At 56.0% G+C, this 23,967-nt stretch carries 21 protein-coding genes; 7 read left to right on the plus strand and 14 right to left on the minus strand.

Annotated features, from left to right (window positions below):
- The first annotated feature begins 140 nt into the window (after positions 1–140).
- Positions 141–2,045: a hypothetical protein gene (locus BUA49_RS03455; protein WP_072795542.1), complete on the plus strand. Its 1,905-nt coding sequence runs from the start codon at positions 141–143 to the stop codon at positions 2,043–2,045.
- 138 nt (positions 2,046–2,183) lie between these two features.
- Here the strand turns inward: BUA49_RS03455 and BUA49_RS03460 are convergent, their stop codons facing one another.
- Positions 2,184–2,831, minus strand: a complete 648-nt coding sequence (locus BUA49_RS03460) for an OmpW/AlkL family protein (RefSeq protein ID WP_072795544.1) — start codon at positions 2,829–2,831, stop codon at positions 2,184–2,186.
- Between the two features lie 157 nt (positions 2,832–2,988).
- On the minus strand, positions 2,989–3,459 hold the full coding sequence (locus BUA49_RS03465; RefSeq protein ID WP_072795546.1) for a winged helix-turn-helix transcriptional regulator: 471 nt from the start codon (positions 3,457–3,459) through the stop codon (positions 2,989–2,991).
- A 135-nt stretch (positions 3,460–3,594) separates the two neighbouring features.
- On the opposite strand from BUA49_RS03465, the gene BUA49_RS03470 reads away from it, so the two are divergent.
- A complete protein-coding gene (locus tag BUA49_RS03470; protein ID WP_072795548.1) occupies positions 3,595–4,707 on the plus strand; it encodes an NADH:flavin oxidoreductase in 1,113 nt (370 codons plus the stop codon).
- 101 nt (positions 4,708–4,808) lie between these two features.
- Positions 4,809–5,117 (plus strand): outer membrane protein assembly factor BamE domain-containing protein, encoded by a 309-nt coding sequence (bamE, locus tag BUA49_RS03475; protein WP_072795549.1) that lies wholly within the window; start codon positions 4,809–4,811, stop codon positions 5,115–5,117.
- Between the two features lie 70 nt (positions 5,118–5,187).
- On the opposite strand, the gene pntB is transcribed toward bamE, so the two are convergent.
- Both pntB and BUA49_RS03485 read right to left on the minus strand, forming a co-directional pair.
- The gene (gene pntB, locus BUA49_RS03480; RefSeq protein WP_072795550.1) at positions 5,188–6,582 is read right to left on the minus strand and encodes a Re/Si-specific NAD(P)(+) transhydrogenase subunit beta; all 1,395 of its coding nucleotides are present in this window, start codon (positions 6,580–6,582) and stop codon (positions 5,188–5,190) included.
- A gap of 12 nt (positions 6,583–6,594) precedes the next feature.
- Positions 6,595–8,172: a Re/Si-specific NAD(P)(+) transhydrogenase subunit alpha gene (locus BUA49_RS03485; RefSeq protein ID WP_072795552.1), complete on the minus strand. Its 1,578-nt coding sequence runs from the start codon at positions 8,170–8,172 to the stop codon at positions 6,595–6,597.
- Between the two features lie 230 nt (positions 8,173–8,402).
- Here BUA49_RS03485 and BUA49_RS03490 point away from each other — a divergent pair, with 230 nt between their 5' ends.
- A complete protein-coding gene (locus BUA49_RS03490; protein WP_084063480.1) occupies positions 8,403–10,091 on the plus strand; it encodes a phosphoethanolamine transferase in 1,689 nt (562 codons plus the stop codon).
- 9 nt (positions 10,092–10,100) lie between these two features.
- Here the strand turns inward: BUA49_RS03490 and BUA49_RS03495 are convergent, their stop codons facing one another.
- Positions 10,101–10,943, minus strand: a complete 843-nt coding sequence (locus BUA49_RS03495; protein ID WP_072795554.1) for a DUF2279 domain-containing protein — start codon at positions 10,941–10,943, stop codon at positions 10,101–10,103.
- A gap of 240 nt (positions 10,944–11,183) precedes the next feature.
- Between BUA49_RS03495 and BUA49_RS03500 the strand changes: the two genes are divergently transcribed.
- On the plus strand, positions 11,184–11,807 hold the full coding sequence (locus BUA49_RS03500; protein WP_072795555.1) for a MarC family protein: 624 nt from the start codon (positions 11,184–11,186) through the stop codon (positions 11,805–11,807).
- Between the two features lie 33 nt (positions 11,808–11,840).
- Positions 11,841–12,404 carry a gamma-glutamylcyclotransferase gene (locus tag BUA49_RS03505; protein ID WP_072795556.1) on the plus strand — a complete coding sequence of 188 codons (564 nt, stop codon included), beginning with the start codon at positions 11,841–11,843 and terminating at the stop codon, positions 12,402–12,404.
- An 18-nt stretch (positions 12,405–12,422) separates the two neighbouring features.
- Here BUA49_RS03505 and BUA49_RS03510 read toward each other — a convergent pair whose 3' ends face one another.
- Positions 12,423–13,340, minus strand: a complete 918-nt coding sequence (locus tag BUA49_RS03510) for a DMT family transporter (protein WP_072795557.1) — start codon at positions 13,338–13,340, stop codon at positions 12,423–12,425.
- 345 nt (positions 13,341–13,685) lie between these two features.
- Here BUA49_RS03510 and BUA49_RS03515 point away from each other — a divergent pair, with 345 nt between their 5' ends.
- Positions 13,686–14,639: a LysR family transcriptional regulator gene (locus BUA49_RS03515; protein WP_072795559.1), complete on the plus strand. Its 954-nt coding sequence runs from the start codon at positions 13,686–13,688 to the stop codon at positions 14,637–14,639.
- Between the two features lie 5 nt (positions 14,640–14,644).
- On the opposite strand, the gene lhpI is transcribed toward BUA49_RS03515, so the two are convergent.
- The 8 genes from lhpI to BUA49_RS03555 form a co-directional block, all read right to left on the minus strand.
- A complete protein-coding gene (gene lhpI, locus BUA49_RS03520; RefSeq protein WP_072795560.1) occupies positions 14,645–15,583 on the minus strand; it encodes a bifunctional Delta(1)-pyrroline-2-carboxylate/Delta(1)-piperideine-2-carboxylate reductase in 939 nt (312 codons plus the stop codon).
- Between the two features lie 5 nt (positions 15,584–15,588).
- Positions 15,589–16,509, minus strand: coding sequence for a branched-chain amino acid ABC transporter permease (locus BUA49_RS03525; protein WP_072795561.1), 921 nt, complete (start codon positions 16,507–16,509; stop codon positions 15,589–15,591).
- Positions 16,510–16,516: 7 nt separating this feature from the next.
- Positions 16,517–17,407, minus strand: a complete 891-nt coding sequence (locus tag BUA49_RS03530; RefSeq protein ID WP_072795562.1) for a branched-chain amino acid ABC transporter permease — start codon at positions 17,405–17,407, stop codon at positions 16,517–16,519.
- A 44-nt stretch (positions 17,408–17,451) separates the two neighbouring features.
- On the minus strand, positions 17,452–18,669 hold the full coding sequence (locus BUA49_RS03535) for an ABC transporter substrate-binding protein (protein ID WP_072795563.1): 1,218 nt from the start codon (positions 18,667–18,669) through the stop codon (positions 17,452–17,454).
- Between the two features lie 64 nt (positions 18,670–18,733).
- Positions 18,734–19,453 (minus strand): ABC transporter ATP-binding protein, encoded by a 720-nt coding sequence (locus BUA49_RS03540; RefSeq protein WP_072795564.1) that lies wholly within the window; start codon positions 19,451–19,453, stop codon positions 18,734–18,736.
- Entirely contained in the window at positions 19,443–20,216 is a 774-nt protein-coding gene (locus tag BUA49_RS03545) for an ABC transporter ATP-binding protein (RefSeq protein ID WP_084063481.1), read from the minus strand. The genes BUA49_RS03540 and BUA49_RS03545 overlap by 11 nt, the downstream gene beginning before the upstream one ends.
- Positions 20,217–20,460: 244 nt before the next feature.
- Complete coding sequence (locus tag BUA49_RS03550) at positions 20,461–22,962, minus strand: acyl-CoA dehydrogenase (protein WP_072795565.1); 2,502 nt, start codon at positions 22,960–22,962, stop codon at positions 20,461–20,463.
- A gap of 112 nt (positions 22,963–23,074) precedes the next feature.
- Entirely contained in the window at positions 23,075–23,965 is an 891-nt protein-coding gene (locus BUA49_RS03555; RefSeq protein WP_072795566.1) for a prenyltransferase, read from the minus strand.
- Positions 23,966–23,967: the final 2 nt, after the last annotated feature.

Here is a 23,967-nt window from a genome sequence, read left to right on the forward strand (position 1 = left end):
ACCTTTCATTATTAGCTTAAAACCCTTTTACAAAAAACAACACGGGTTACGGCTTGTTCTGATGAAAAGTTGATCAGCATCAAAATCTGAATTCGAGTTGTGTATCAGATTGAATTATTGACCAATTTGCAGAGGCAATTATGAGAATTTCCCTCGGAAACGGCGGGTTCCTGCGGCGTTATGTCGCACTTTTGGTGATTTTTTTATCGGCGTGTAGTGATGGTGGTAGCCCCGTTGGTGAGGTAATCGACAGGTCGGATTCGGGACCGGATCGGGAATCGGATTCGGAACATGAGGAAGCCTTGCCTGCACTAACCACCCAGATCGAACACTGGAGCAAAACCGGCGTATTTATGGCGGCGGCCGATTGTGGCGAGTGTCATACGGCCAGTGCGCTTGGCGATAGCGACAGTCCGGCGGTACTGCGTATGCCCGATCCCGTGGTGTCGGAGAACCAGCCGTCGCCTGATGGCGAGGACATCAGCCCATTCTACGACTGGAAAAGCAGTGTCATGGCTAATGCCTTCACGGATCCCTATTTCCGGGCGACCATGATGCATGAAACGGAAACCTTTCCCCATCTGGCAGGCTTGATTGAAGACACCTGCCTGACCTGCCACAGCCCAATGGCGAGAACCCATGCCCATCAAACCGGTGTTAGTCTGGTGCAGGACGACAGCTGCACGTTGGCGGAGGGTTGTTACCGCGCGGAACAGGCAGTGGAAGACCCCCACGCCCGTGAGGGCATAAGCTGCACGGCCTGTCACCAGATAACGGATTCGGTTCTGTCCGGAGATATAAATTCTGGCAACTATGAAATTGTCGATGCCGAACACCCGGACGCGTTCAAGATCTTCGGGCCCTACCAGAACCCTGTGGGGCAGGCGATGCAAAACCGCGTTGGCTATACCCCTCAGCCCAGTCAGCACATGTCCGACTCCAAACACTGCGCCAGCTGCCATGATCTCTTGACACCGACGATTGATATGGAGACGGATCAGCCCAATGGGGAGGAGTTCCCGGAACAGGCGCCTTATACCGAATGGGTAAACAGTGATTTCGGGCCGGATGGCAGTGCGACAACCTCATGCCAGCAATGCCATATGGCGCGCCCGGAAATCAGCGATAACTATCTGACCCGGATTGCCGTGACTCCCAATGGTACGGTGAATTCCAATTGGCCAGAGCGCCAGCCCTATTTCCCCCATGTCATGGTGGGCGGCAATACCTGGCTGTTAGAGACTCTGGAACTATTCCGGGAGGAGCTTGGCCGGGCGGAAATCAATGCAGAAGGGGAGTTCGCAAATACCGCAAAGCTGACCCGGGATCTTTTGGAAACGGCAGCCGACCTTGTTCCGTCTGCCCAGAACCTTTCAGGGAACGAGCTGGCGTTTGATCTGACTATCCAGAACAATACGGGCCACAAACTCCCCACCAGTTTCCCCTCACGTCGGGTCTGGGTTGCCACGCAAGTGACAGACAATAATGGCGCTGTGATTTTCAGTAGTGGCTTCCCGGATGAGAATTACCATCTGGCGTCTGATGCTCAATACACCAGCGCCGAGTGTATGGCCGCGAAAAAACCGGAAGGTTTTGATTCTTCAGGTTGCTACCAAAGCCATGTCACGCAGGTCAGTTCGCCTGACGATATACCGGTCTACGAGCTTGTGCTGGGTTCAACCACCGATGCAATTACCCACATTTTGCTTTACGCATCCGAGTCACTTAAGGATAACCGGATTCCGCCCCGTGGGTTCGACATCACGACAGTGCCTGAAACGGCCAGGCCGGCGGGGGTGGAGGGTGATACGGATTTCAACATGAATAACAGTGGTCAGGACACCATTGCCTATCGTCTGACCGTCCCGGAGACGGCGGTGCCACCATTGACAGTTGAAACCACTCTGTATTATCAGAGCATCCGCCCGACCTTCGTTGAAGGCCTGCATGGGGACCATCCGTGGATCGACGAATTCCATGGTGTTGTGGCGCTGAACCCACCACCAGCCGAAGTTCTGGGGTCTGCAACCTTCCAGGTTCAATAGGATTTTCAGAGAGTAGAGGATAACACTGCGAGGTTCAGGGACGAACCTTCAGAAGGGCAAAAAAAAGGCGGAGCCGAAGCCCCGCACAGGAAACTACCTTCCGTCAGTCAATAGATTTTGGAGACTGACGGAAGGGGATCAGAACTTGTAGGAAACACCTACCATGTAGACCAAGGGATCGATTGAAACATCGATCGTCTGGTTTGCAGCTGCAATTGTTGCCTCGGTATCGATATCTATGTACCAGAGCGCAGCATTGACACCGATGTTTTCGGTGAGCATGTAGTCCATGCCTACCTCAGCAGCCAAGCCAAAGCTGTCGTCCAGCTTGATATCGGTGCCGGCCAAAGCGCCGGAGGTTTTTTCATCAAAGAAAACCGTATAGTTGACACCGGCGCCAACGTAAGGTTGAAACTTGCTGCCACTCGGCATTGGGAAGTATTGCAACGTGACAGTTGGTGGAAGGTGTTTGGTCTCCGCCAGCTTGCCCAGGCCGGCCAAGTCACCCGCGCCTTTAATATCATGGCTGAAAGGGGTTGCTGCCAGCACGCCAAGACCCAACTGATCAGTGAGCATATAGGTCATTGTCAGGCCCAACTGAGTGTCGTTATCAACATCAACCCTCGCGTCGGCGGACAAGTTGGTAATAGGATCACTGGAGGCATCCGGGACAACAGTGGCGGCGCCAACACGACCAATGAAATCACCGGCTTCGTACGCCTGAACTGCGGGAGCTGCAACCATGACTGCTGCAGCCAGAACACCAAGTTTAAATGTGCGGGACATATCAATCTCCTTAACCTGAATCATTGTTGCGCCCAGATTAAAGGTCACAGAGATTGGAAACTTGATATAGAGCAATAATCGCGGATGGATGATTCAGGTTAGGCTGTCAGATTGACGCAGCTCAAGAAATCGGTGGGCAGCGCACATTCACGGATTGTCAGGCGGAATCTTTTTTGTTGCCGGAGGCCGATGCGGCAGGCACAAAAATGTCCCGTATGGTGATGGGCTCGCCTTTAGCGTTCTGTACCTGAACCGTCGGGATAGGTAGCCCGGTGGCCCGGTCACGCAAATCGAGCGGGGCTTCGTCTGGCGCGGGGTTCCACTTGTCGCCCCACTGGCGCAGCGCAATAACTACCGGAAACAGATCGCGGCCTTTCTCGGTAAGCCGGTATTCGAAGCGGGAGCCATGTTCGCCTACCTCCACTTTCTTCAGCACGCCGTTATCTACCAAGCGGGCCAGGCGGTCACACAGTATGTTTTTGGCGATCCCCAGTTCTTTCTGAAAATCCACGAAACGCCGGGTGCCATACATGGCGTGCAGCACAACCAGCAGGGACCACCAATCGCCAACCTGGTTCAGGGCGCGAGCGACGGAGCAGCTGGAATCATCAAAACGTTTTCTTGCCATAAATTCGAGTGTACAGAATTGGGTTGCATTTTAAAACCAGATTAAATAGAGTTGCGTTAAGAGACCAAATTAATAAGGTGGCTACAGGCTGCTTCGCTATATTATTCAACACCGTTTTTCAGGGAGTAGTGAGTGATGACCATGAATCTGGGCCCCATGTTTGAACCCTTCGAGGTTCACAACCTTACACTTCGCAACCGGGTTGCCATGGCGCCGATGACCCGGAATTTCTCGCCCAAAGGCATTCCCGGCGAGAACGTGGTTGCCTACTACCGACGCCGTGCCGAAGCCGGTGTGGGCCTTATCATTACTGAAGGCACCACGGTGAATCACCCTGCGGCCAGCGGTTACCCTGATGTGCCCGCGTTTCACGGTGTTGAAGCGCTGGCGGGCTGGAAGAAGGTAGTGGATGCCGTGCACGAAGCCGGTGGCGCTATCTTTCCGCAGCTCTGGCACGTGGGTGCGGTACGCAAGGAAGGCACAGAGCCAAATCCGTCGGTTCCCGGTTACAGCCCTTCAGGCCTGTTTGCACCCGGCAAACCCACTGGCAAGGCCATGAGCAAAGAAGACATAGATGATGTTGTGACCGCATTTGCCGACGCCGCACAGGACGCCAAAGCCCTGGGATTTGATGGTGTTGAGATTCATGGTGCGCACGGCTATCTGCTCGACCAGTTTCTATGGGAAGGCACCAACCAGCGCGATGACGAGTACGGCGGCAGCATGGAAAACCGCCTGCGTTTCGTTGTTGAGATTGTGGAAGCGGTTCGCCATCGTGTGGGCCCGGAGTTCCCTGTCATGCTGCGCTTCTCCCAGTGGAAGCAGCAGGACTATGACGCGAAACTGGTGAACAGCCCGGAAGAGCTCGAACAGTTCCTCAAGCCACTGGTTGAAGCCGGTGTGGATATTTTCCACGCCTCAACCCGTCGTTTCTGGGAGCCTGAGTTTGAAGGCTCCAGCCTCAACCTGGCGGGCTGGACACAGAAGCTGTCCGGCAAGCCCACCATGTCTGTTGGCAGCGTTGGCCTGACGGAAGACTTCATCAGCGGTACTTTTGCCAGTAAGAAAGAGGCGGTTGAGCGGTCTGGTATCGACGAGCTGGTAGAGCGCATGAACAACCATGAATTTGAACTGATTGCCGTGGGCCGCGCGCTTCTGCAGGATCCGGAATGGCTTACCAAAGTGAAGGAAGGGCGGCTTGACGAAGTGGACGATTTCGCCCGCAAATCCCTCACCAAACTGTACTGATCCCGGGCAGAATATTTCCTCTCTGTAACAGCACACCCCCTCTGCCGAAGCGTATGATGGGGGTGTTTTTTCATCGGAAGAGTTTTACAGGAGGGACGGCAATGTCTTTGAAAAACAGTCTTTCAGTGTTGATGCTTGCGGGCATGCTGGTGCTTGCCGGTTGCGCCACCGTAGGCAAGGATTTTTCCACACACAATGTTGATCAGATCAAGGCGGATGAAACCACCCGGGCCGACATTCAGGAAATGTTCGGTGAGCCCTGGCGCACGGGTATTGAAGACGGAAAACGCACCTGGACCTACGGCAAATACCGCTGGTCAGCCTTCGGCGATGCGGAAACAACCGATCTGGTTGTACGCTTCAATTCCGACGGCACAGTCTCTTCCTACGTTTATAACACCACCGAGTAAAGACTCCGATGATGCGGTACCCGCAATATCCGGATACCGCATCCATTACGGCCTGTGTGGCTCACCTGGCTTAGCCCCGTAACCCGCTCACCAGTTTGTCGATGCTGTCTTTGGCATCGCCGAACAGCATGCGGGCGTTGTCCTTGAAGAACAGCGGGTTTTCCACCCCGGAATATCCTGTTGCCATGCCCCGTTTAAGAATTACCACATGGCGCGCCTTCCAGACCTCAAGAACCGGCATGCCGGCGATCGGGCTGCCCGGGTCTTCTGCGGCTGCGGGGTTCACCGTATCGTTGGCGCCTATAACCAGCACTACGTCAGTCGCCGGGAAATCCGCATTGATTTCGTCCATCTCCAGCACAATGTCGTAGGGCACATGGGCTTCTGCCAGCAACACGTTCATGTGCCCGGGCAGGCGGCCAGCGACAGGGTGAATACCAAAGCGCACAGTCACCCCACGCTCCCTGAGCAGTTTGGTCAAATCACTGACTCCGCTCTGTGCCTGCGCCACGGCCATGCCGTAACCCGGTACGATAATCACCGAATCGGCGTTGCGCAGCTCCTCACATACCTCGTCAGCACTGGTCTCCAGAGCCGTCTGCTCCGGGCCTGCAGTGGCGGAACTGCTGCTGGTCTGACCAAAACCACCGAGGATGACGCTGATAAACGACCGGTTCATCGCCTTGCACATAATGTAGCTGAGGATGGCACCGCTGCTGCCGACGAGCGCGCCGGTGACGATCAGCAGGTCATTGCCCAGCATGAAGCCAATGGAAGCCGCGGCCCAGCCGGAGTAGCTGTTGAGCATGGAGACCACTACGGGCATGTCGGCACCGCCAATGGCCATGATCAGGTGAATACCCAGGGCGGCGGCAATCACGGTCATCAGCACCAGAGCAATCAAACCCAGAGCCATGCTGCCGGTGCCCAGAAACCAGGCGCCCAGCAACACTGACGCCAATACTGCGGCCAGGTTCATCAGATGCCGGCCAGGCAGAGTGAGGGCTTTGCTGTCGATACGGCCATCAAGCTTGCCGCAGGCGATCAGTGAACCGGTAAAGGTGACCGCGCCGATAAAGATACCGACAAACACTTCCACCAGTTTGATGGTGTGTTCGGCACCGGTGGTGTGAATCAGCGGCTCAATGTAGCCGGAGAAACCCACCAACACCGCAGCCAGGCCCACAAAGCTGTGCAGCAGGGCCACCAGTTGCGGCATCTGGGTCATTTCCACCCTGTTGGCGATGACGATGCCAATACTGGCCCCTGCCAACACCGCAATCACAATGGCGACTAGCCCGCTATCGCTGACGCTGGCGATCGTGGCCACCAGTGCGATGAGAATGCCGGCAACCCCGTAAAGGTTGCCCCGGCGCGAGGATTCCTGATGGCTAAGGCCTCCGAGGCTGAGAATAAACAATACGCTGGCCACCACATAGGCCACACTAACGAGTCCTGTACTCATGGCGGTCGCCTCCTATCTGCGGAACATTTTGAGCATGCGATGGGTAACCCGGAAGCCGCCCCCCACGTTGATGCTGGCAATCAGCACCGCCACAAACGCCATGATCCCGACCACGACGTTTTCTGCCTGGGCCAGGTGCAGCATGGCACCAATCACGATAATGCCGCTGATGGCGTTGGTTACACTCATCAGGGGCGTGTGCAGAGAGGCGGTCACGTTCCAGACAACCTGCCAGCCAATAAAACAGGCCAGCACAAACACCGTGAAGTGGCGCAGGAAGCTCTCAGGTGCGTAAGCGCCAACGCCGTAAAGTGCAGCAATGGTGACAATCAGCACGGCGCTTTTGCCAATCAGGCTGCGGCGCCTGGATTCCTTGTGTGCCGCTGCCTTCTGCTCGGCAGAGGGTTCTTCGGTGCCCGGCGCGGGCTTCGGACTGACCGGGGTCTGAGGCTGAGGTGGCGGCCAGGTAACATCCTGATCCAGCACTACGGTGAGGCCACGGATAACGTCGTCTTCCATGTTCACCTGCGGCTGGCCGTCTTTCTCCGGCGTCAGCTCGGTCAGCAGGTGGAAAAGGTTGGTGGCGTAAAGGTCACTGGCCACCTTGGCCATGCGGCTGGGCAGATCCGTGTAGCCGATCAGCGTAACTTCATGCTGTTCCGCAATTTTGCCAGGCTCGGTGAGTTCGCAGTTGCCGCCGCGTTCCGACGCCAGATCAACAATCACACTGCCGGGCTTCATGGACTTCACCATCTCCGCCGTAATCAGTTTGGGTGCTGGCTTGCCGGGAATCAGGGCGGTGGTGATGATAATGTCCACCTCTTTGGCCTGCTCCGCAAACAGGGCCATCTCCGCCTTGATGAACTCGTCGCTCATCTGTTTGGCGTAACCACCCGTGCCAGAACCTTCTTCCTCATCAAAATCCAACTGAAGAAACTCGGCACCCATGCTTTCAATCTGTTCCTTCACTTCCAGCCGGGTATCGAACGCCCGAACGATAGCCCCCAGGCTGTTGGCAGCGCCGACAGCCGCGAGCCCAGCCACGCCGGCACCGATCACCATTACTTTGGCCGGTGGCACCTTGCCGGCTGCCGTCATCTGGCCGGTAAAGAAACGCCCGAAATGGTTAGCCGCCTCGATCACTGCCCGATAGCCGGCAATGTTCGCCATGGCACTGAGGGCATCCATTTTCTGGGCCCGGCTGATCCGGGGCAGGCTGTCGATGGCGAACGTAGTGATTTTGCGGGCAGCAAGTTGCTTTAGGAGTTCCGGGTTCTGGGCTGGCCAGATATAACTGACGAGAAAGCCGCCTTCCTTCATCAGATCGGCTTCATGCTTGCCCAGTGCCGGATTCTGCATGGGTGCGCGGACTTTCAGGATGAAATCCGCATCGCTCCATAGCGAGCGGGTATCCGCCGCAATGGTCGCGCCAACGGCCTCATAGGCTTCATCGCGATAGTGTGCCGCCTCTCCGGCACCCATCTCAACAGTGACTTCGTAGCCCAAGGCGATCAGCTTGTGCACCGATGGTGGTGTCGCTGCAACCCGCCGCTCGTCTGTATATATCTCTTTCGGAATGCCCAGTTTCATAGCGCGCCCGTCCTCCAGCTAAACCGATGAACCAAGTGTCTGACATATAGACTAGTGCAACCTGAGAAAACTGCCCATTTATGCGAGCTCAAGTAATCAGAACTTTAGAGTCAGGAAGCGGCGATTAACTGAAATGGTTCCGGTAGTCTGAGTATAGGCGGGTTAAGTTTTCTGTAAGGTTCAGGGCCTATACTGCTAAAATATTGAATCAGATTTTACCGGGAAAACTAATGTCCTTGTCCTCTAAACGCTCTTTCCATGCAGAAACTGCCGCGCCTGGTGGAACTGGTCGGTTTCAATGGCCCGCGATCAAACCCCACTGGATGGTGTTAATTGGCGCCATTGCCCTGACCGGGTTCTACAACTTTCCATTCTATTCCGCCATTGAGCGATACGTTGGCTTTGAACAGCCGATGCTTATGGTCAAGCTCGTCTTTCTGTTGCTACTGGTCAATCATCTGTTGATCAGCCTGTTTTCGTTTCGATTTGCCTTAAAGCCGGCACTGGTGTTCCTGTTTTTCAGTGCTGCACTCAGCGGTTATTTCATGAATGCCTACGGTGTGCTGATAGACAAGCACATGCTTCAGAACGCGCTGGAAACCGATGTGCACGAGGCCCGTGGTCTGCTCAGCACCGGAATGCTTATTCATATGGCGATCTTTTTCGTTGTTCCGGCCGTTCTGCTATATCTGATCCGGGTGAAGTGGCCGCCCGGGTTTAAAAAGGTCACGCACTGGCTTGCTCCGATAGCAATCGATGTGGCGCTCATTCTGGTGTTGGCGTTGACCAGCTATCAGGAGATGGCCTCAACGTTTCGTAATCACCGGGATATCAAGGATCTTGTTGTGCCGGTGAACAGTGTGGCTGCCCTGGGATCCCTTGTTAGCAAGGTCGCTGCGGCGCAGTTTCCCCAGGAGTATCAGCAGGTCGGTCTTGATGCGACGGTTTCTCTCCCGGTTGCCGATCGTGCCAAACCCAATCTGGTGGTTTTTGTCCTGGGTGAAACTGCGCGCGCAGATCATTTCGGGCTCAATGGCTATGAGCGCAATACCACACCAGAGCTCAGTCAGCTGGTTCGGGAGCCCGGTGGAAAGCTTGTAAACTTCCCCCAGGTATCGTCCTGTGGAACCGCAACCGCGTTGTCGGTGCCCTGCATGTTTTCCTGGCTGGGAAGGCCGGATTACGACGAAGCGGTGGCAAAAAACAGCGATAACTATCTGGATATCATGGCCCGGGCGGGCATTGTCAGTACCTGGCTAGACAATAATTCCGGCTGTAAGGGAGTGTGTGATCGCATCCCCACAACTCGGCCGGAGGATATTGAATTGTGCCAGGGGGAATACTGTGATGATCTGGTGTTGCTGAAGGGGGCCCATGAACAGCTTGATGCAGGGGATAATAAGGACCATTTCATGGTGTTGCACCAACTGGGCAGTCACGGCCCCGAGTACTACAAGCGCAGTAAACCTGATCAGAAGAAGTTCCTGCCGGAGTGCGAGAGCAATGAGTTTCAGACCTGCGACCAACAGGCTATTATCAACGCCTACGATAACAGCATTCTGGTGACGGACGAGCTGTTGGGTGACACCGTGCGCATGCTGAAATCAATGCAGTCGGACTATAATACCGCTCTGGTGTATGTCTCCGACCATGGCGAGTCACTGGGTGAAAGTGGCATCTACTTGCATGGCATTCCCTACATGCTGGCACCCGAGGCTCAGACTCATGTGCCCATGGTGATGTGGCTGTCGGACGGTTTCCAGATAGCTAACAGGATTGATGCCGAATGCCTGAATCAGGTTGCATCGCAGCCGCTCAGCCACGATAACCTGTTTTCTTCAATGCTGGGCATGATGAACGTTGAGAGCGAGGCGGTGAAGCCGTCACTCAATATTTTCGAGGATTGCAGAGCGCAGTAAGGCGGATTGTCAGTCGCCCAGCCTTTTCTCTGCGGGGATATAAGTGCCCGGTGGCTGATAATAGTTGAGGAAGGTGGCTGTTTTCCTGTGACCGTGGCGCCGGAATAGATCCGTCAGGTTCAGGCCGATGCCCATATACAGGGTTCGCTCATTGCGCTCGTCCGGCTCTGAGTAGCCTCTGGCGTAATAGCCGGCGTGCAGTTCGAAGTGTCGGAGAAAACTGTCGCTGAAGGTATCGAAGCCGTTCAGCTTGAGTGCCACCAGGTATTTTGAGTTGTCATAGTCGGTGGTGATATCCGCCTGATTTGGCTGAAAACCGACTTCCCAGCGCAGATCGACCTTTCTGGCCAGGCTCGGATACCGGTACCGGTAGTACCCTGCCAGACCGCCGATGGCATTGGCGACCAGGTCTTCGTAGGAAAACCCATAGTCGCTGAAGGCATCCCCCAGCTCCATATAGCCAAGGATGACAAAGGAAGACAGGGAACCATACAAGGCAGCGTCTTCCGGAGAGAAGCACCAGTATTCAAACAGACTGGAAACGCCTTGGGCGGTCGCGTAGGTGGTGAACAAATGCCCCAGTTTGTCGGCCCCACCTTCCGTAGTATCCTGCCCGAACCAGCCCTCTGGCGATGACTTGGGCCGTTTCGTGAAGTAATCCCAGTTCGCGATTCCCCAGGCGGTAATCACGCCCACACCGGTGGCTGTCACACTCAGGGTCCGGCGGATCTGATCGTCTGGCGCGATGGGCTCACGGCACTCGGCTTCGGCTCGCGATGACAAGATTAACGCGGCCGTGAACATCAGGACCGGGCCGAGACGAAACGCTGTGTCGTTTGATATTGGCGGCATGTTGTCACCCTGCAGATCACAATCCTGTTCCGGGCATTCCTTGACCCTTTCAGCATAGACCGGTTTGACACAGGGTGTCACCGTTACGGTGGCTAATGCGACTTAGCTCACCCGTGACGACTGGCTTGATGCGGCGGCAGGGGAGGTCGCCGTGGCCTGTGAATACGTTCAGTTCCGTACGGAAAGTTGCGAACCTTGCGGTTATGCTAGCCCCTTTTCCAAGCCCATCGGATGTCCGGAATGATCGAAGCGTTTGTCAGTACCTACATCAGCAGCACCGTGCGTTTTCTGTTTCTGCTGGCTCCGTTTTTTGTCGTCACCATGTTCCTGGCGTTGACCAGGGGTTTACCGGTGGCCGAGAAAACGTCGATCATTCGCCGGTCGACGTTGTCCGCACTCATTCTTGGACTTATTCTGTTCTTTGTCGGGCCGCTCCTGTTCAGCGCCATTGGCATCACCCTGAACTCCTTTCGTATTGGCGCCGGCAGTTTGCTGTTCCTGACGGCGATCAGTCTGGTCACTAGCGGTACCCGGAATCACGCCACGGGACTGCCTGACGAAGATCGGGATGACATTGCCGTGGTACCCCTGGCGATTCCGGTGATGATTGGCCCCGCCACCATTGGTGCGATCCTGGTTTATGGTGCTGAACTGAGTAAGGTGACCGAGGTGGTCGGTGGACTGCTTGGTCTGGTATCGAGCCTGCTGGTTCTGGCGGTATTGCTGCATCTGTCGGGTTACCTGGAGAAGGTTCTGGGTAAGACCGGCCTGAATATTATGTCCAAGATCAGTGGTCTGATTTTGTCTGCAATGGCCGCCGAAATTGTGTTGACGGGTATTGCCGGCTTTATCGCAAGCACATAAAGTTATTCGGGGTTTCATTGCTCATGGGGATGTATGTCTGCCGATACCATTGAACACAACCGCAAACGCTTCGATTTTTCCGGCATCAAGTCGATCTGGCTGTTCGGTTATGGCTCGCTGATTTACAAAGTGGACTTTCCGTTTCTGGAGCAGCGCCCCGCTTCTATCCAGGGCTGGGTGCGTCGGTTCTGGCAGGCATCTCACGACCATCGTGGAACTGCAGAAGCGCCGGGGCGGGTGGTAACCCTGATAGAACAGCCCGGGGCCGTCTGCAAGGGCATGGCATTCCGGGTTTCGCCCAGTGTGTTTGAACACCTGGATGTGCGTGAAAAGAATGGCTATCTGAGGTTTTCCACAACCTTGACGTTCGAAAGCGGGGGCCATGCCGAAGGGTTGGTATATATCGCTACTGAGGATAATGAGGCATTTCTTGGTCACGCTCCCGAAGCAGATATAGCTCGCCAGATCGCCACAGCAGTTGGCCCCAGCGGCCCCAATTCTGAATATCTTTTCAGGCTGGCAGACTCACTAAGAACACTCGGCGATGAGTGTACTCACACGTTTGCAATTGAGGCGTGTTTGAAGAAAAACTCCTGAGCAAGAACTTTAGCTGCGTCAGGCCTCGACCTTAGTCGACAGGCGCTTCTCACGAGCAGCGGGATTGAACCCCCTGGCAGGCGATTTCCGCCGCTGGTCCAGACCTGTCAGCACCAGAGGTATAACAACCATCATGCTGCCTACCAGGAACCACCAGTCCGGTACCTCGTTAAACCAGATCCAGCCGATACCCACAGCCCAGATCAGGCCCGTGTATTCCGCACTGGTTACTTGGTTTGCGTCTACCTGGCGGTAGGCCAGCAGAACGGTGATGTTGTAGCCCAGAATAAAAAGTGCAGAACCGGCCGCGGTGAACAGGATCTCCGGGTGCCAGGTTGCGCCCTGTTGCCATTCCCATACAGCGAGCAGCCCGGATGCGGGTATGACCAACAGGTAGTTGAGAATCAGCTTGTGAACCGTCGTCTGGTTCTTCGGCAGTTTACGCACCATGACGGCGTTGATAGCCAGCGCAAGCGCGGACCCCAGCGCAGCGATGGCGGCCCAGTTGAACTCTACCGGGCGCAGGATAACCACAATGCCGGCAAAACCACTGAACACCGCAAATACGCTGAGGGGAGTCAAAGATTCCCGGAAAATAAAGACCGAAAACACCATCACCAGAATCGGTGCTGCATAAAACACCGCGTTAGCCGTGGCCAGCGGCAGGTTACTCAGAGCCACGATCATGCACAGGAGGCCCGCCAGATGAATGTGCGCCCGGATCGCATGTACTTTGAGCCCGGCAAACAGATTGTTGCGGTCGATCTTGCGCGCCAGCGGTAGCAGGAACGCGAGGGTGATCAGGCAGCGCAGAAACGCAAACTGAAAAATCGGCGCGCCCGGCTCCATAAGTTTGATGAACACGTCGGAGACCAGTGCCATGGCATTGCCGATCACTAGAAGTAGTATGGCGCTGTTAACGGTTTTCCCCGACATGATGACCTCTGATGTTCCAACTTCGACAGGCGTGAGCTGTATCGAGCCTGGGTGAATGTAATTTGGTGCCGTTTACTGTCAGATAATCCGGTTCACAACAGCGGACCGACAAAAGCCAAAACGAGACAAAAACAGCCCGAATCTCACGTTAAAATTGTGAGGCTCTCATCTTGATTGGACAAAAATAGCCGCCCAAGCCTTGGTAACTCTGGCCTGGAGCAATACCACACTTCGTGAGATCGAATCTCAATCTCAAATTGGACTGACAAGTGGCAGTCGTAGTCTATTTGGGTTTTAATATCGGATAAAATGATGCTTATTATTCAGATATTAGGAAAATAGATAATGAAGCTGCCTCCTCTCAAAGCCCTGCCGGTATTCGAAGCCGTTGCCCGCCTCAACAGTTTTTCCATGGCGGCACAGGAGCTGGCGGTGAGCCAGAGCGCGGTGAGCCATCAGATCAAACAATTGGAAACCTATCTTGGTGAGAAACTGTTCTGGCGCAGTGGGCGCACGCTCACGCTTACGGACGAAGGTCGTCAGTATCTGGATGCCATCAGCACCGCCTTGCTGCAGATAGAGCGGGCCAGCGAACAACTGCTGGGGCACGAGGAATCCCGGCTGCGGTTGTCGGTATTCAGTTCCTTCGCTGTGCGCTGGCTGGTGCCCCGGCTGCCGGGCTTGCAACGGCTTCACCCGCAGGTGGAGCTGGCGCTGGAAATGAGCAGTGAAAACCCGGTGCTGTCCGACCGCGTAGCGGACTGCTTTATCACTATCCACAGGGACTCACCGGCCTACAGTTACGAGCTTTTGTATGTGGAGCGGCTTTTCCCCGTGTGCAGCCAGGATTACTGGCAACGCATCCGGCGGGAACTAGGGCGAGAGGCAGCTCTAACAGGGCGCGACGAACCGGCCATGACGACGGCCGAGATAGCGCGCTTTCCTCTATTATCCATCCACAGTATCTACGATAAAGCGGCGGGTGACTGGGAGGCCTGGTTCCGAAACGTGAACGAAACTATCCCTTCCGGCGCTCGCGTCCAGCACTTCAGTCATATGCTGCTTGCTCTCGAGGCCGCGCGCTTTCACCAGGGAATTGCACTGACCAACGATTACATGCTCAGTACCCGTAAGGACTCAGAAGAGTTTGTGCGGTTACCCAGTCATTCGCTGGTTACCGGGGACAAATTCTATTTTGCCTGGAAAACCAGCCGCAGGCGGGAGCGCGGTATTCAGATACTGCGTCGCTGGCTGGTCAGTGAGGCGATTGAAGGAGGGCTCCGGAGTGAGGTGGGTTGACTCTGCTAGCTACCTTCCAGGGCTTCCCATACCTCGATAGCGGCGGCAAGGTCTTCCAGCGAGGCGCCCACGGATTTGAACAGAGTTATGGCATCGTCACTCGTGCGTCCGGGCTTGTCGCCCCTAATCAGTTCCGCCAGTTCGGCGCGCATGCTGGTTTCACTGAACGCACCCTCGTCGATGGCCTGAAGCAGGTCTCCAGCCTCGCCCATGGCACCGGCGTAGGTATCCACGAATACCTCGCTGCGGGCCACGCACTCACTGTCGGTTTCCCGCATGGTTGGCCGGAACGCGCCTACCAGATCCAGATGGCTGCCGGGTTGCAGCCATTCCCCCCGGATCAGCGGTTCGGTGGACAGGGTCGCGCAGCTGATGATGTCTGCCGCCGGAACGGCAGTTTCCAGGTCATTCACCGGCTCACAGTCAAAACGGTCGCGAAAGCGTTCAGCCAGCGCTGCGGCCTTGTCCGGATTACGACCCCAGATCCGCACTTTGCGGATAGGGCGCACCGCGGCATGGGCTTCGATCAGCATGGGCGCCAGCTTGCCGGTGCCGACCACCAGCAGTGATGACGCGTCTTGTCGCGACAGCTCACGGGCGGCCAGGGCGGAAGCCGCCGCAGTGCGCCGACTGGTCAGCGCGCTGCCATCGATGCAGGCCAGTGGAGTGCCGTGCTGGCCTTCGCACAGAATATAAAGACCGGAGATCGCCGGCAGGCCGGCGTTGGCATTTTGTGGGAACACGTTGACCATTTTCATACCGATGTATCCCGCCTGTTCCCAGGCGGGCATCAGCAGCATGGTGGCCTCGCCATCCGGCCGATGCATGGCATGATGGTGTCGAGGTGGCGCTTCCACGCCATGACGGAACGTATTGGCGAGACGTTCGATCAGTGCCGGCCATGCCAGCGCGCCCGCGACCTCCTGTGCAGAAATAATACGCATAGTGCCTAATCCTGTTTACGGGTGGTTAGTCGCTGGATCTCACCGACAATGCCACGCCGGAATACCATCACGCACACCACAAAGATCGTCCCCAGAATCACCTGCACCCAGGAGCCGAAGGCTGAGAGTTCGTGACTGAGGGCACCGACGGTGATGGCGCCAACGACCGGGCCAAATACGGTGCCGAGCCCACCCACGAGGGTCATCAGTATGACTTCGCCGGAGGTTTGCCAGTGTGCGTTGGTGAGTGCCGCAAACTGGAAAACGATCGCCTTGGTGGCTCCGGCCAGTCCGGCAATCGTAGCGGAGATAATGAAGGCCAGCAGCTTGAAGTGGTCTACGTCATACCCCAGCGACAAGGCGCGGGATTCGTTCTCCCGGATTGCCTCGAGTACGACACCGAACGGCGAATAAATCGTGCGGTAGATGATGCCGAATCCGATCAGGAAAATGGCGAAAACAAAATAATACATGGCGAGGGAGTTGTTCAGGTCAATGAATCCGAATAGCTCGCCCCGGGGGATGCCCTGTAAACCGTTCTCTCCGCCGGTAAACGGCATCTGCAGCGCCAGAAAATAGATGATCTGTGCCAGCGCCAGGGTGACCATGGCGAAATAGATGCCTTGCCGGCGAATCGCCAGGAAGCCAAAAATGCTGCCGAGAACCATGGTAAACCCGGTGCCCGCCAATATACCGAGTAGCGGCGAAAAGCCCCATTCCTTGGTGACATACCCCGTGATGTAGGCCGCGCCGCCGAAAAAAGCAGCGTGTCCAAATGATAAGAGCCCGGCATAACCCAGTAACAGGTTGAAAGCGCACGCAAACAGCGCGAAGCACAGAAGGTCCATGACAAACACCGGGTAGGCAAAGAACGGTGCGGTCAGGCCGGCAATAAGCATCAGAATAAACAGGATACGGTTGGTCATGAGCGGCTCACTTCTCCTTACCGAACAGTCCCGCCGGGCGGAACAGCAGTACCAGCACCATCAGGAAGAAAATGACGGTGCTGGCAGCGGGTGGGTAGAAAACCTTGGTCAGCCCTTCAATGAGACCAAGTGCAAGGCCGGAGAGAATGGCGCCCATGATGGAGCCCATGCCGCCGATCACCACGACGGCAAACACTACGATGATCAGGTCTGCCCCCATCAAGGGGCTAACCGAGTAAATCGGCGCAGCCAGAACGCCGGCGAGGCCTGCCAAACCAGCGCCGAAGGCAAAGGTCAGGGTTATCATCAGTGGAACATTGAGGCCAAACGCCTGAGTCAGGTCCGGGTTTTCGACGCCCGCTCTCAGCCGCGAGCCCAATTTGGTGTGCTCAATGAAGAACCAGGTGGCGAAACACACTACGAGCGAGAACACGATGGCGAACAGGCGATACGTGGGGAAATACATAAAGCCAAGGTCCACCACCCCACTAAGGCTCTCCGGCTGACCCGGATAGGGGGTGCCGGAGACGTTGAAGTAGTTGGAGAACAGACCCTGCAGAATCAGCGTGATGCCGAAGGTCAGCAGCAGTCCGTAGATGTGATCAAGATTGTAAAGGCGCCGGAGCAAAAGGCGCTCAATGAGCACCCCCAGCAGACCGACTAGCAACGGCACCAGTATCAGTGATGCCCAGAAGCCAATCTGGACGCTGACACCGAACCACTGCTCCAGAAAGGAGTAGCCAATCAATGCGATGAAAGCACCGAGCATGTACATGGCGCCGTGGGCGAAGTTGATGATGTTCAACAGTCCGAATATCACCGCAAGCCCGAGGCTCAACATGGCGTAAAACACACCGACATTAAGCCCAAGCAGCGCCTGGGCCAGGATGACCTGCATCGACACGTTGGCTATCTCCCTTTAAGTGGTTGTCAAACCGTGTGTTAGTTAACCAGCGAACATTTGGTGTCTGCCATCGAGATGTAGGCCTGGTCTGCGGGAATCTTTGAGATCACGTTCAACAAGTCCCACTCACCTTTCGATTCCGAGGGCTTTTTCACTTCCACCAGGTACATGTCGTGCAGCATGGAGCCGTTGGGGGCGATTTTTCCGCCCTTTACGAACATGTCGTTCAGGGTCATTTCACCCAGCTTGGCGCGAACCGTGTCGGTATCGTCTGTTCCGGTCTCCTTAACCGCGTTCAGGTAGTTGGTCACTGCCGAATAGACACCGGCCTGGACCATCGTTGGCATGGCACCATGGCGTTCATTGAATCGGTTGGACCACGCTTTGGTTTCGTCGTTCTGGTTCCAGACAAACGCGGTGGTGAACTGCAGGCCCTGAGCAATGTCGAGACCCATACTGTGCACATCGGTTAGAAACACCAGCATGCCAGCCAGTTTCTGACCACTCTGGACGATACGGAACTGATTAGCCTGCTTGATGGCATTGACCGTATCCTGGCCGGCATTGGCCAGGCCGATTACGTCGGCACCGGAGGATTGGGCCTGCAGCAGATAGGACGAGAAGTCATTGGTGGAGAGCGGTGCGTTGACATTGCCGACCACCTCGCCACCCATGCTTTCCACTACCGCACCGGTGTTATCCCGCAGTGAGTGCCCGAAAGCATAGTCCGCAGTGATAAAGAACCATTTCTTGCCGCCGTTTTTAACCATCGCAGTGGCTGTACCCACCGGCAGGGCATGGGTATCGTAGACATAGTGAATGCCATAGGGTGAGCACTGTTCTTCGGTCAGCGCGGTGGAGCCCGCCCCGGTATTCATGGTGATGATTTTCTTGTCCTTGGCAAGGCCCTGCACTGAAAGCGCGACCGAGGAGTTATCCAGAGCCGTGATCATGTCCACTTCTTTGGCGTCGATCCATTCACGTGCGGTACTGGCGCCAATATCCGGTTTGTTCTGGTGGTCTGCAGAAATGACTTCGATGGGTTTGCCCATCACCGAGCCGCCAAAATCTTCGATGGCCATTTTGGCCGCGATTACGGCACCTGGGCCCTCCAGGGACTTGTAGACCCCGGACATGTCACTGAGTACCCCGATCTTGACCTTGTCGTCGGATAAATCCGCGGCTGCGGTTAGAGGCAATGCGAGGGACGCCGCAGCCACAGCGACGACCAGTCCTTGTTTCCAGTGCTTGAACATAGTGGGTTTCCTTTTGTTATTAGATTCTGGGTCGGACCCATAAAGGCAGTCCTGGCCCACAGGCTCAGACACTCAGGTGTCTGTTCAACTGCTCTTTTTTGGCCTCGAGATCGGCCGCATCAATCTGCTCGACCACCTGACCATGCTCGATCACGTAGTGCCGATCGGCCAAAGGTGCGGCAAAGCGAAAATTCTGTTCTACCAGAATGATCGTGAAGCCTCTTTCTCTCAGTTTGCGAATTACATTACCCAGAGATTTCAGGATTACCGGCGCAAGTCCCTCGGTAATCTCGTCCAGTAACAGAAGAGTGGCACCAGTGCGGAGAATTCGGGCAATCGCCAGCATCTGCTGCTCGCCGCCGGAGAGCTTGGATCCCTGGCTTTTACGGCGTTCTTTCAGGTTGGGAAACATGGAGTAGATTTCGTCCACTGACAGCCCGCCTTTGGCGACTACCGGAGGCAATTCGAGGTTTTCATCGACGTTCAGAGACGCAAAAATCCCTCGTTCTTCCGGGCAATACCCCAGCTTGCCAACATGGGCAATCCGGTGTGTCGGCATATTGATGATTTCTGTGCCGTGGATTTTGATGGAGCCGGTGCGTTTGCTGACCAGCCCGAGTATGGCTTTCAGGGTTGTCGTTCGCCCGGAACCGTTTCGGCCAAGCAGGGTAATGACCTCACCCTCGCGCAGTGTCAGATTCAGGCCATGGAGTATATGAGACTCGCCGTACCAGGCGTGCAGGTTCTCAATCCGCAGTAATTCCGGGTTCTGGTCAGGCTGCATCAGTCGTACCCATATAAGCTTCCATCACCTCGGGATTTTTGGAAACCTCGTCATAATTGCCTTCCGCAAGGATTTCGCCCCGGTTCAGCACGGTGATCTGGTCAGCGAGCGTCGAGACCACATTGAGGTTGTGCTCAACCATGACAATAGTCCTGCCCTCGACCACTCGTTTGATCAGATCGGTCACCGTGCTCACATCTTCCGCACTCATGCCTTGAGTGGGCTCATCGAGCAACATCAGCTTAGGTTCCAGCGCAATGGTTGTGGCTATTTCCAGTGCCCTTTTTTGTCCGTAAGGCAGTTCAACCGCTTTTACGTCCCCAAACTTGCCAAGACCGACCTGCTCCAGCGTCGCCTGAGCCTTCTCGTTGAGTTGGTCGAGAATTTGCAGCGGGCGCCAGAAGTGGTAGGACACATGCAGTTTCCGTTGCAGAGCAATGCGAACGTTTTCCCTGGATGTCAGGTGGGGAAACACGGCAGAAATTTGAAACGAGCGAACCAGACCGTGCTGGGCAATGCCTGCCGGCTTGGCGTGGGTGATATCCCGGCCATCATAGATAATCTTGCCGGATGTCGGCGTCAGGAATTTGGTCAGCAGATTGAAAAACGTGGTCTTGCCCGCCCCATTGGGGCCTATCAGGGCATGGATCGAGCCGGTTTGGACACTGAGATTGATGTCCTTGATAGCTGTGAAGCCCTTGAAGTCTTTGGTGAGGCCGTGAGTTTTCAGAATAGCGGCCGGTTCCCGGGCGTGATCAGTCACGTAAAACACCCCTGTTAGGCCAGTGGTTCAGACACCGGCGATTATTGTTTGTTTTTGTTTTTTCAATATAAAAACAGCATTTCGATATACCGAAAACACCATGGAGTTAAGATAAGAAACACGATTTTGTCAAGTTGGGCCAGCTCGACGAAGGCATGAGGCGGCAAGGATGAAGGGATGGAAAATCAATGATTTGGAAATGATCACGGGCCGATTTCCGGCCCGTGATCTCTTGCGGTTAGTCTTAGTCCTGAGGCGGGCGTTCCACCACTTTGCGTTTACCCTTGGCGCACCGGGACAACGCCTTCAGGCCTTCCTCATCAAACGCATCCACACGGATAACGTCGTAAAGGGCCGTAAGTGCCTCCTGCAGCTTGTCGCACTCATCAGCTTTCACAATGCCCTCGGCACAGGCCCAGTCCACCAGCTGCTTGCGCTCATGGCCCATCAACAGTGCGATACCGTCCAGATCGTCTTCATCACGATTGCGGATGGCATCGTGCAGGCGGCTGCGCATGTCGGCGGTTTCATTTGCCAGTTTGTAGGCATTCAGAACCCGGCCAAGAGAATCGTCGGGATCCATGGTTGTGTATGTACCACGGCTGATGCGCTGACGCAGCGGGGTGTCCTCAACAATGCTGGCGGCTACGCGGGTGCCCAGCTTGTCATCCGGCCCGTTAAGACCGGTCGCACCCAGTGGGAACACAAGCAGGCGCAGAGGCCAGCGCAGGGCAGGTACAGGGAAGTTGATGATCGCCTCACGCATCGAATGCTGCAGGTCCCGCAGGCAGGTTTGCAGACACCAGTCTACCAGCGGCCGCTGATCGTCCGGGTAGCCCTCTTCATGCCACTGTTTGATCACCGCTGATGCGTAATACAGCTGCACCAGGCTATCCGCCATACGCCCGGACAGGCGTTGTTTGGCTTTCAGACCTCCGCCGACCGAGAGCAGAGTCACATCAGTCATCAACGCAAACCCTGCAGAGAAACGGGCAAGCTGGCGGTACGATGATTTGATATCCCCCTGCCTGGGAACAGACTCCAGCAACCCGCCGGTCAGGCCCAGAACCAGGGCCCGCAGAGCGTTTCGCGTGGTGTGTGCCAGGTGCCGGTAAAAGATGCCGTCGAATTTCTTCGCGGCCTGATCTTCGTCCTCCATGCCGGCAGCTGCAATTTCTTCAACAATAAACGGATGGCAGCGAATGGCGCCTTGGCCGAACACCATCAGGCTGCGGGTCAGAATGTTTGCGCCTTCAACCGTAATGCCAATGGGTACAGCCTGATAGGCGCGCGCCATGAAGTTGCGGGGGCCGGTAATGACACCGCGGCCTGCCACCACATCCATGGCGTGATTGATCACTATCCGCATCAGGTCAGTATTGCGGTATTTCAGCAGCGCTGAGGGTACCGCCGGCCGCACGCCCCTATCAAGCATGCCGGAAGTCAGCAGGCGCGCGGCATCCATCATGTAGGTATAGCCGGCGATGGGTTCCAGAGCTTCCTGTACGCCTTCAAACTGGCTGATGGAGCGGCCAAACTGCTCCCGGGTATAGGCGTAGGAGCCGGTCGCCAGGCTGGCAACCTTGCCAGCACCTGTACCCAGTGCGGGCAATGAAATGGAGCGGCCAATGGAGAGGCACTCCAGCAGCATGGTCCAGCCTTTACCGAGCATTTCCTGACCGCCGATGACCTGGTCCATGGGGATGAACACCTCGTTGCCCCAAGTCGGCCCGTTCATGAACACGGTATTCATGGGCAGGTGCCGCGCACCCGCATGCACGCCCTCGGTTTCGCGGGGGACCAGAACACAGGTCACGCCGATATTGTCGTTTTCGCCCAGCAGGTTTTCCGGATCGTAAACCTTGATGGCCAGGCCGATCAGCGTCGCGACCGGGGCCAGGGTAATATAGCGCTTGTTCCAGGTTACTTTCAGGCCGAGCACTTCTTCGCCTTTCCATTCGCCCTTGCACACAATGCCTTTGTCCGGAATGGCGCCCGCATCTGAGCCAGCGACCGGGGAGGTCAGCGCAAAGCAGGGAATTTCCTCGCCCCCTGCAAGCTTGGGCAGGTAGTGCTGTTTCTGTTCGTCAGTGCCGTAATGCATCAGCAACTCACCAGGGCCGAGGGAGTTGGGTACCATCACGGTGACGGCTGCAGAAACGCTGCGGGTGGAAATTTTCATCACGATTTCTGAATGGGCTGTGTTGGAGAAGCCCATACCGCCGTCTTCTTTCGGGATCACCAGGCCGAAAAAGCCGTTTTCACGGATAAACTTCCAGGCTTTGTCCGGCAGATCGTAATGCTCGTGGGTAATCTTCCAGTCATCCAGCATGGCGCAGAGTTCTTCTACCGGGCCATCGAGAAAGGCCTGCTCTTCACTGGTCAGGTGAGCAGGCCTGGCATCCAGAAGCTTTGACCATTGAGGCTTACCGGAAAACAGCTCGCCATCCCAGTCCACAGAGCCGGATTTAAGGGCTTCTGCTTCGGTGTCAGAGAGCTTGGGCAGACGGCTGCGAACCCAGCCCAGCAGCGGCCGGCTGAATTTGTCGAGGCGCAGTTCGCTGGGGAGAACCAGAATCAGGGCCAGTGCCAGAAAAAGACCGCCAAAAAGAATACTGGCAATGTGCCACTCATCCTGAAACAGGCCGACTAAGGTTGCGATGGACATCACCAGCGCAGCGGTAGTGCCGCCAACTCCCAGATAGATCAGAATCAGGGCACTGATGAGTAAGAAAAGTACACTCATGGGCAGACCTCCATATCGTGGATGAAATCATAAAATTTCAGGTTTAACCATCGGTCAAAGTCACAGCACATGCAAGGGCAGCACCCGAGTACAAATTTGCCGCTGCCGCAGCTTAGAGGCTCAGACCGACAATCAGCAGGGCCAGAGTGGCCAGAAGAATGGCTACGTTGGCGCCCAACAACACGTTGAGCGCGGCCGGCTGATTAATAACCCCCGGCAGCTTCCAGGCAAGCCAGAGTGCGAAGGGTGCGGTTGCCAATGACATTATAGACGGCAATGGCAACCAGCCGGCGAATACGCTCGTTACAAGAACAACGTAGCCTGAAACAAACAGGGCGGACACAAATCGGGCGGCCGCGCGGGTGCCGAGGGTGATGACCAGATGACGACGACCTATTTTGCGATCCGCTTCAACATCCGGTATCTGATTGATCAGCAGCAGCTCGCTCACCAGAAGCAGGCTGATAACGGATACGGTGATTGCAGTGGCATCAAGCCTGGTGCCAAGTGCAACCAGCGTGCCCAGAATCATCACCGGCCCGAAGCCGATGCCTGGAGCAAACAGGCATAGCAGGGGTGAGCGGGTAATCCATCGGGTATAGGTAAGCACTAGCATGACGCCGGCGGTTCCCAGAACCAGCATGGGCAGTCCCCGCTGCCACAGAAAATAGAGGCCGATAAGGATAACCAGCGCCAGGGTGCCAATGGCTGCCACCAGCACACGCTTTGCTGCGCCAGGAACCTCTGGGAGTGCTCCGCTGCCACCGGAAAACGGTGTACGTGAGGTAATCAGATCCAGCCCGGATATAAAATCTTCGTACTCATTAAGCAGGTTCACCGAAGCATGTGCCAGTAGGGCACCAACAAAGACCAGCAGTGTGTCCAGTAGTGCCGGTGCCTCGCCCTGTTGCCACGCCACTGCAACCCCCAGCCCGACACACAGAGGTGCAAGAACCAGAAAGTTGGGGCGGGAGGCGCGGACAACGGCGACGGCTTCAGACATTC

It is taken from the genome of Marinobacter antarcticus (assembly GCF_900142385.1).
Lineage (GTDB): Bacteria > Pseudomonadota > Gammaproteobacteria > Pseudomonadales > Oleiphilaceae > Marinobacter > Marinobacter antarcticus.

What these genes read in the sequence shown, in the direction of transcription:
- bamE (WP_072795549.1), top strand. Translation starts at nt 4,809, where the DNA reads ATGTCTTTGAAAAACAGTCTTTCAGTGTTGATGCTTGCGGGCATGCTG.
- BUA49_RS03485 (WP_072795552.1), bottom strand. Translation starts at nt 8,172, where the DNA reads ATGAAACTGGGCATTCCGAAAGAGATATATACAGACGAGCGGCGGGTT.
- BUA49_RS03460 (WP_072795544.1), bottom strand. Translation starts at nt 2,831, where the DNA reads ATGTCCCGCACATTTAAACTTGGTGTTCTGGCTGCAGCAGTCATGGTT.
- BUA49_RS03505 (WP_072795556.1), top strand. Translation starts at nt 11,841, where the DNA reads ATGTCTGCCGATACCATTGAACACAACCGCAAACGCTTCGATTTTTCC.
- BUA49_RS03515 (WP_072795559.1), top strand. Translation starts at nt 13,686, where the DNA reads ATGAAGCTGCCTCCTCTCAAAGCCCTGCCGGTATTCGAAGCCGTTGCC.
- BUA49_RS03555 (WP_072795566.1), bottom strand. Translation starts at nt 23,965, where the DNA reads ATGTCTGAAGCCGTCGCCGTTGTCCGCGCCTCCCGCCCCAACTTTCTG.
- BUA49_RS03465 (WP_072795546.1), bottom strand. Translation starts at nt 3,459, where the DNA reads ATGGCAAGAAAACGTTTTGATGATTCCAGCTGCTCCGTCGCTCGCGCC.
- BUA49_RS03540 (WP_072795564.1), bottom strand. Translation starts at nt 19,453, where the DNA reads ATGCAGCCTGACCAGAACCCGGAATTACTGCGGATTGAGAACCTGCAC.
- BUA49_RS03535 (WP_072795563.1), bottom strand. Translation starts at nt 18,669, where the DNA reads ATGTTCAAGCACTGGAAACAAGGACTGGTCGTCGCTGTGGCTGCGGCG.
- BUA49_RS03550 (WP_072795565.1), bottom strand. Translation starts at nt 22,962, where the DNA reads ATGAGTGTACTTTTCTTACTCATCAGTGCCCTGATTCTGATCTATCTG.
- BUA49_RS03510 (WP_072795557.1), bottom strand. Translation starts at nt 13,340, where the DNA reads ATGTCGGGGAAAACCGTTAACAGCGCCATACTACTTCTAGTGATCGGC.
- BUA49_RS03500 (WP_072795555.1), top strand. Translation starts at nt 11,184, where the DNA reads ATGATCGAAGCGTTTGTCAGTACCTACATCAGCAGCACCGTGCGTTTT.
- lhpI (WP_072795560.1), bottom strand. Translation starts at nt 15,583, where the DNA reads ATGCGTATTATTTCTGCACAGGAGGTCGCGGGCGCGCTGGCATGGCCG.
- BUA49_RS03525 (WP_072795561.1), bottom strand. Translation starts at nt 16,509, where the DNA reads ATGACCAACCGTATCCTGTTTATTCTGATGCTTATTGCCGGCCTGACC.
- BUA49_RS03490 (WP_084063480.1), top strand. Translation starts at nt 8,403, where the DNA reads ATGTCCTTGTCCTCTAAACGCTCTTTCCATGCAGAAACTGCCGCGCCT.
- pntB (WP_072795550.1), bottom strand. Translation starts at nt 6,582, where the DNA reads ATGAGTACAGGACTCGTTAGTGTGGCCTATGTGGTGGCCAGCGTATTG.
- BUA49_RS03530 (WP_072795562.1), bottom strand. Translation starts at nt 17,407, where the DNA reads ATGCAGGTCATCCTGGCCCAGGCGCTGCTTGGGCTTAATGTCGGTGTG.
- BUA49_RS03495 (WP_072795554.1), bottom strand. Translation starts at nt 10,943, where the DNA reads ATGCCGCCAATATCAAACGACACAGCGTTTCGTCTCGGCCCGGTCCTG.
- BUA49_RS03455 (WP_072795542.1), top strand. Translation starts at nt 141, where the DNA reads ATGAGAATTTCCCTCGGAAACGGCGGGTTCCTGCGGCGTTATGTCGCA.
- BUA49_RS03470 (WP_072795548.1), top strand. Translation starts at nt 3,595, where the DNA reads ATGACCATGAATCTGGGCCCCATGTTTGAACCCTTCGAGGTTCACAAC.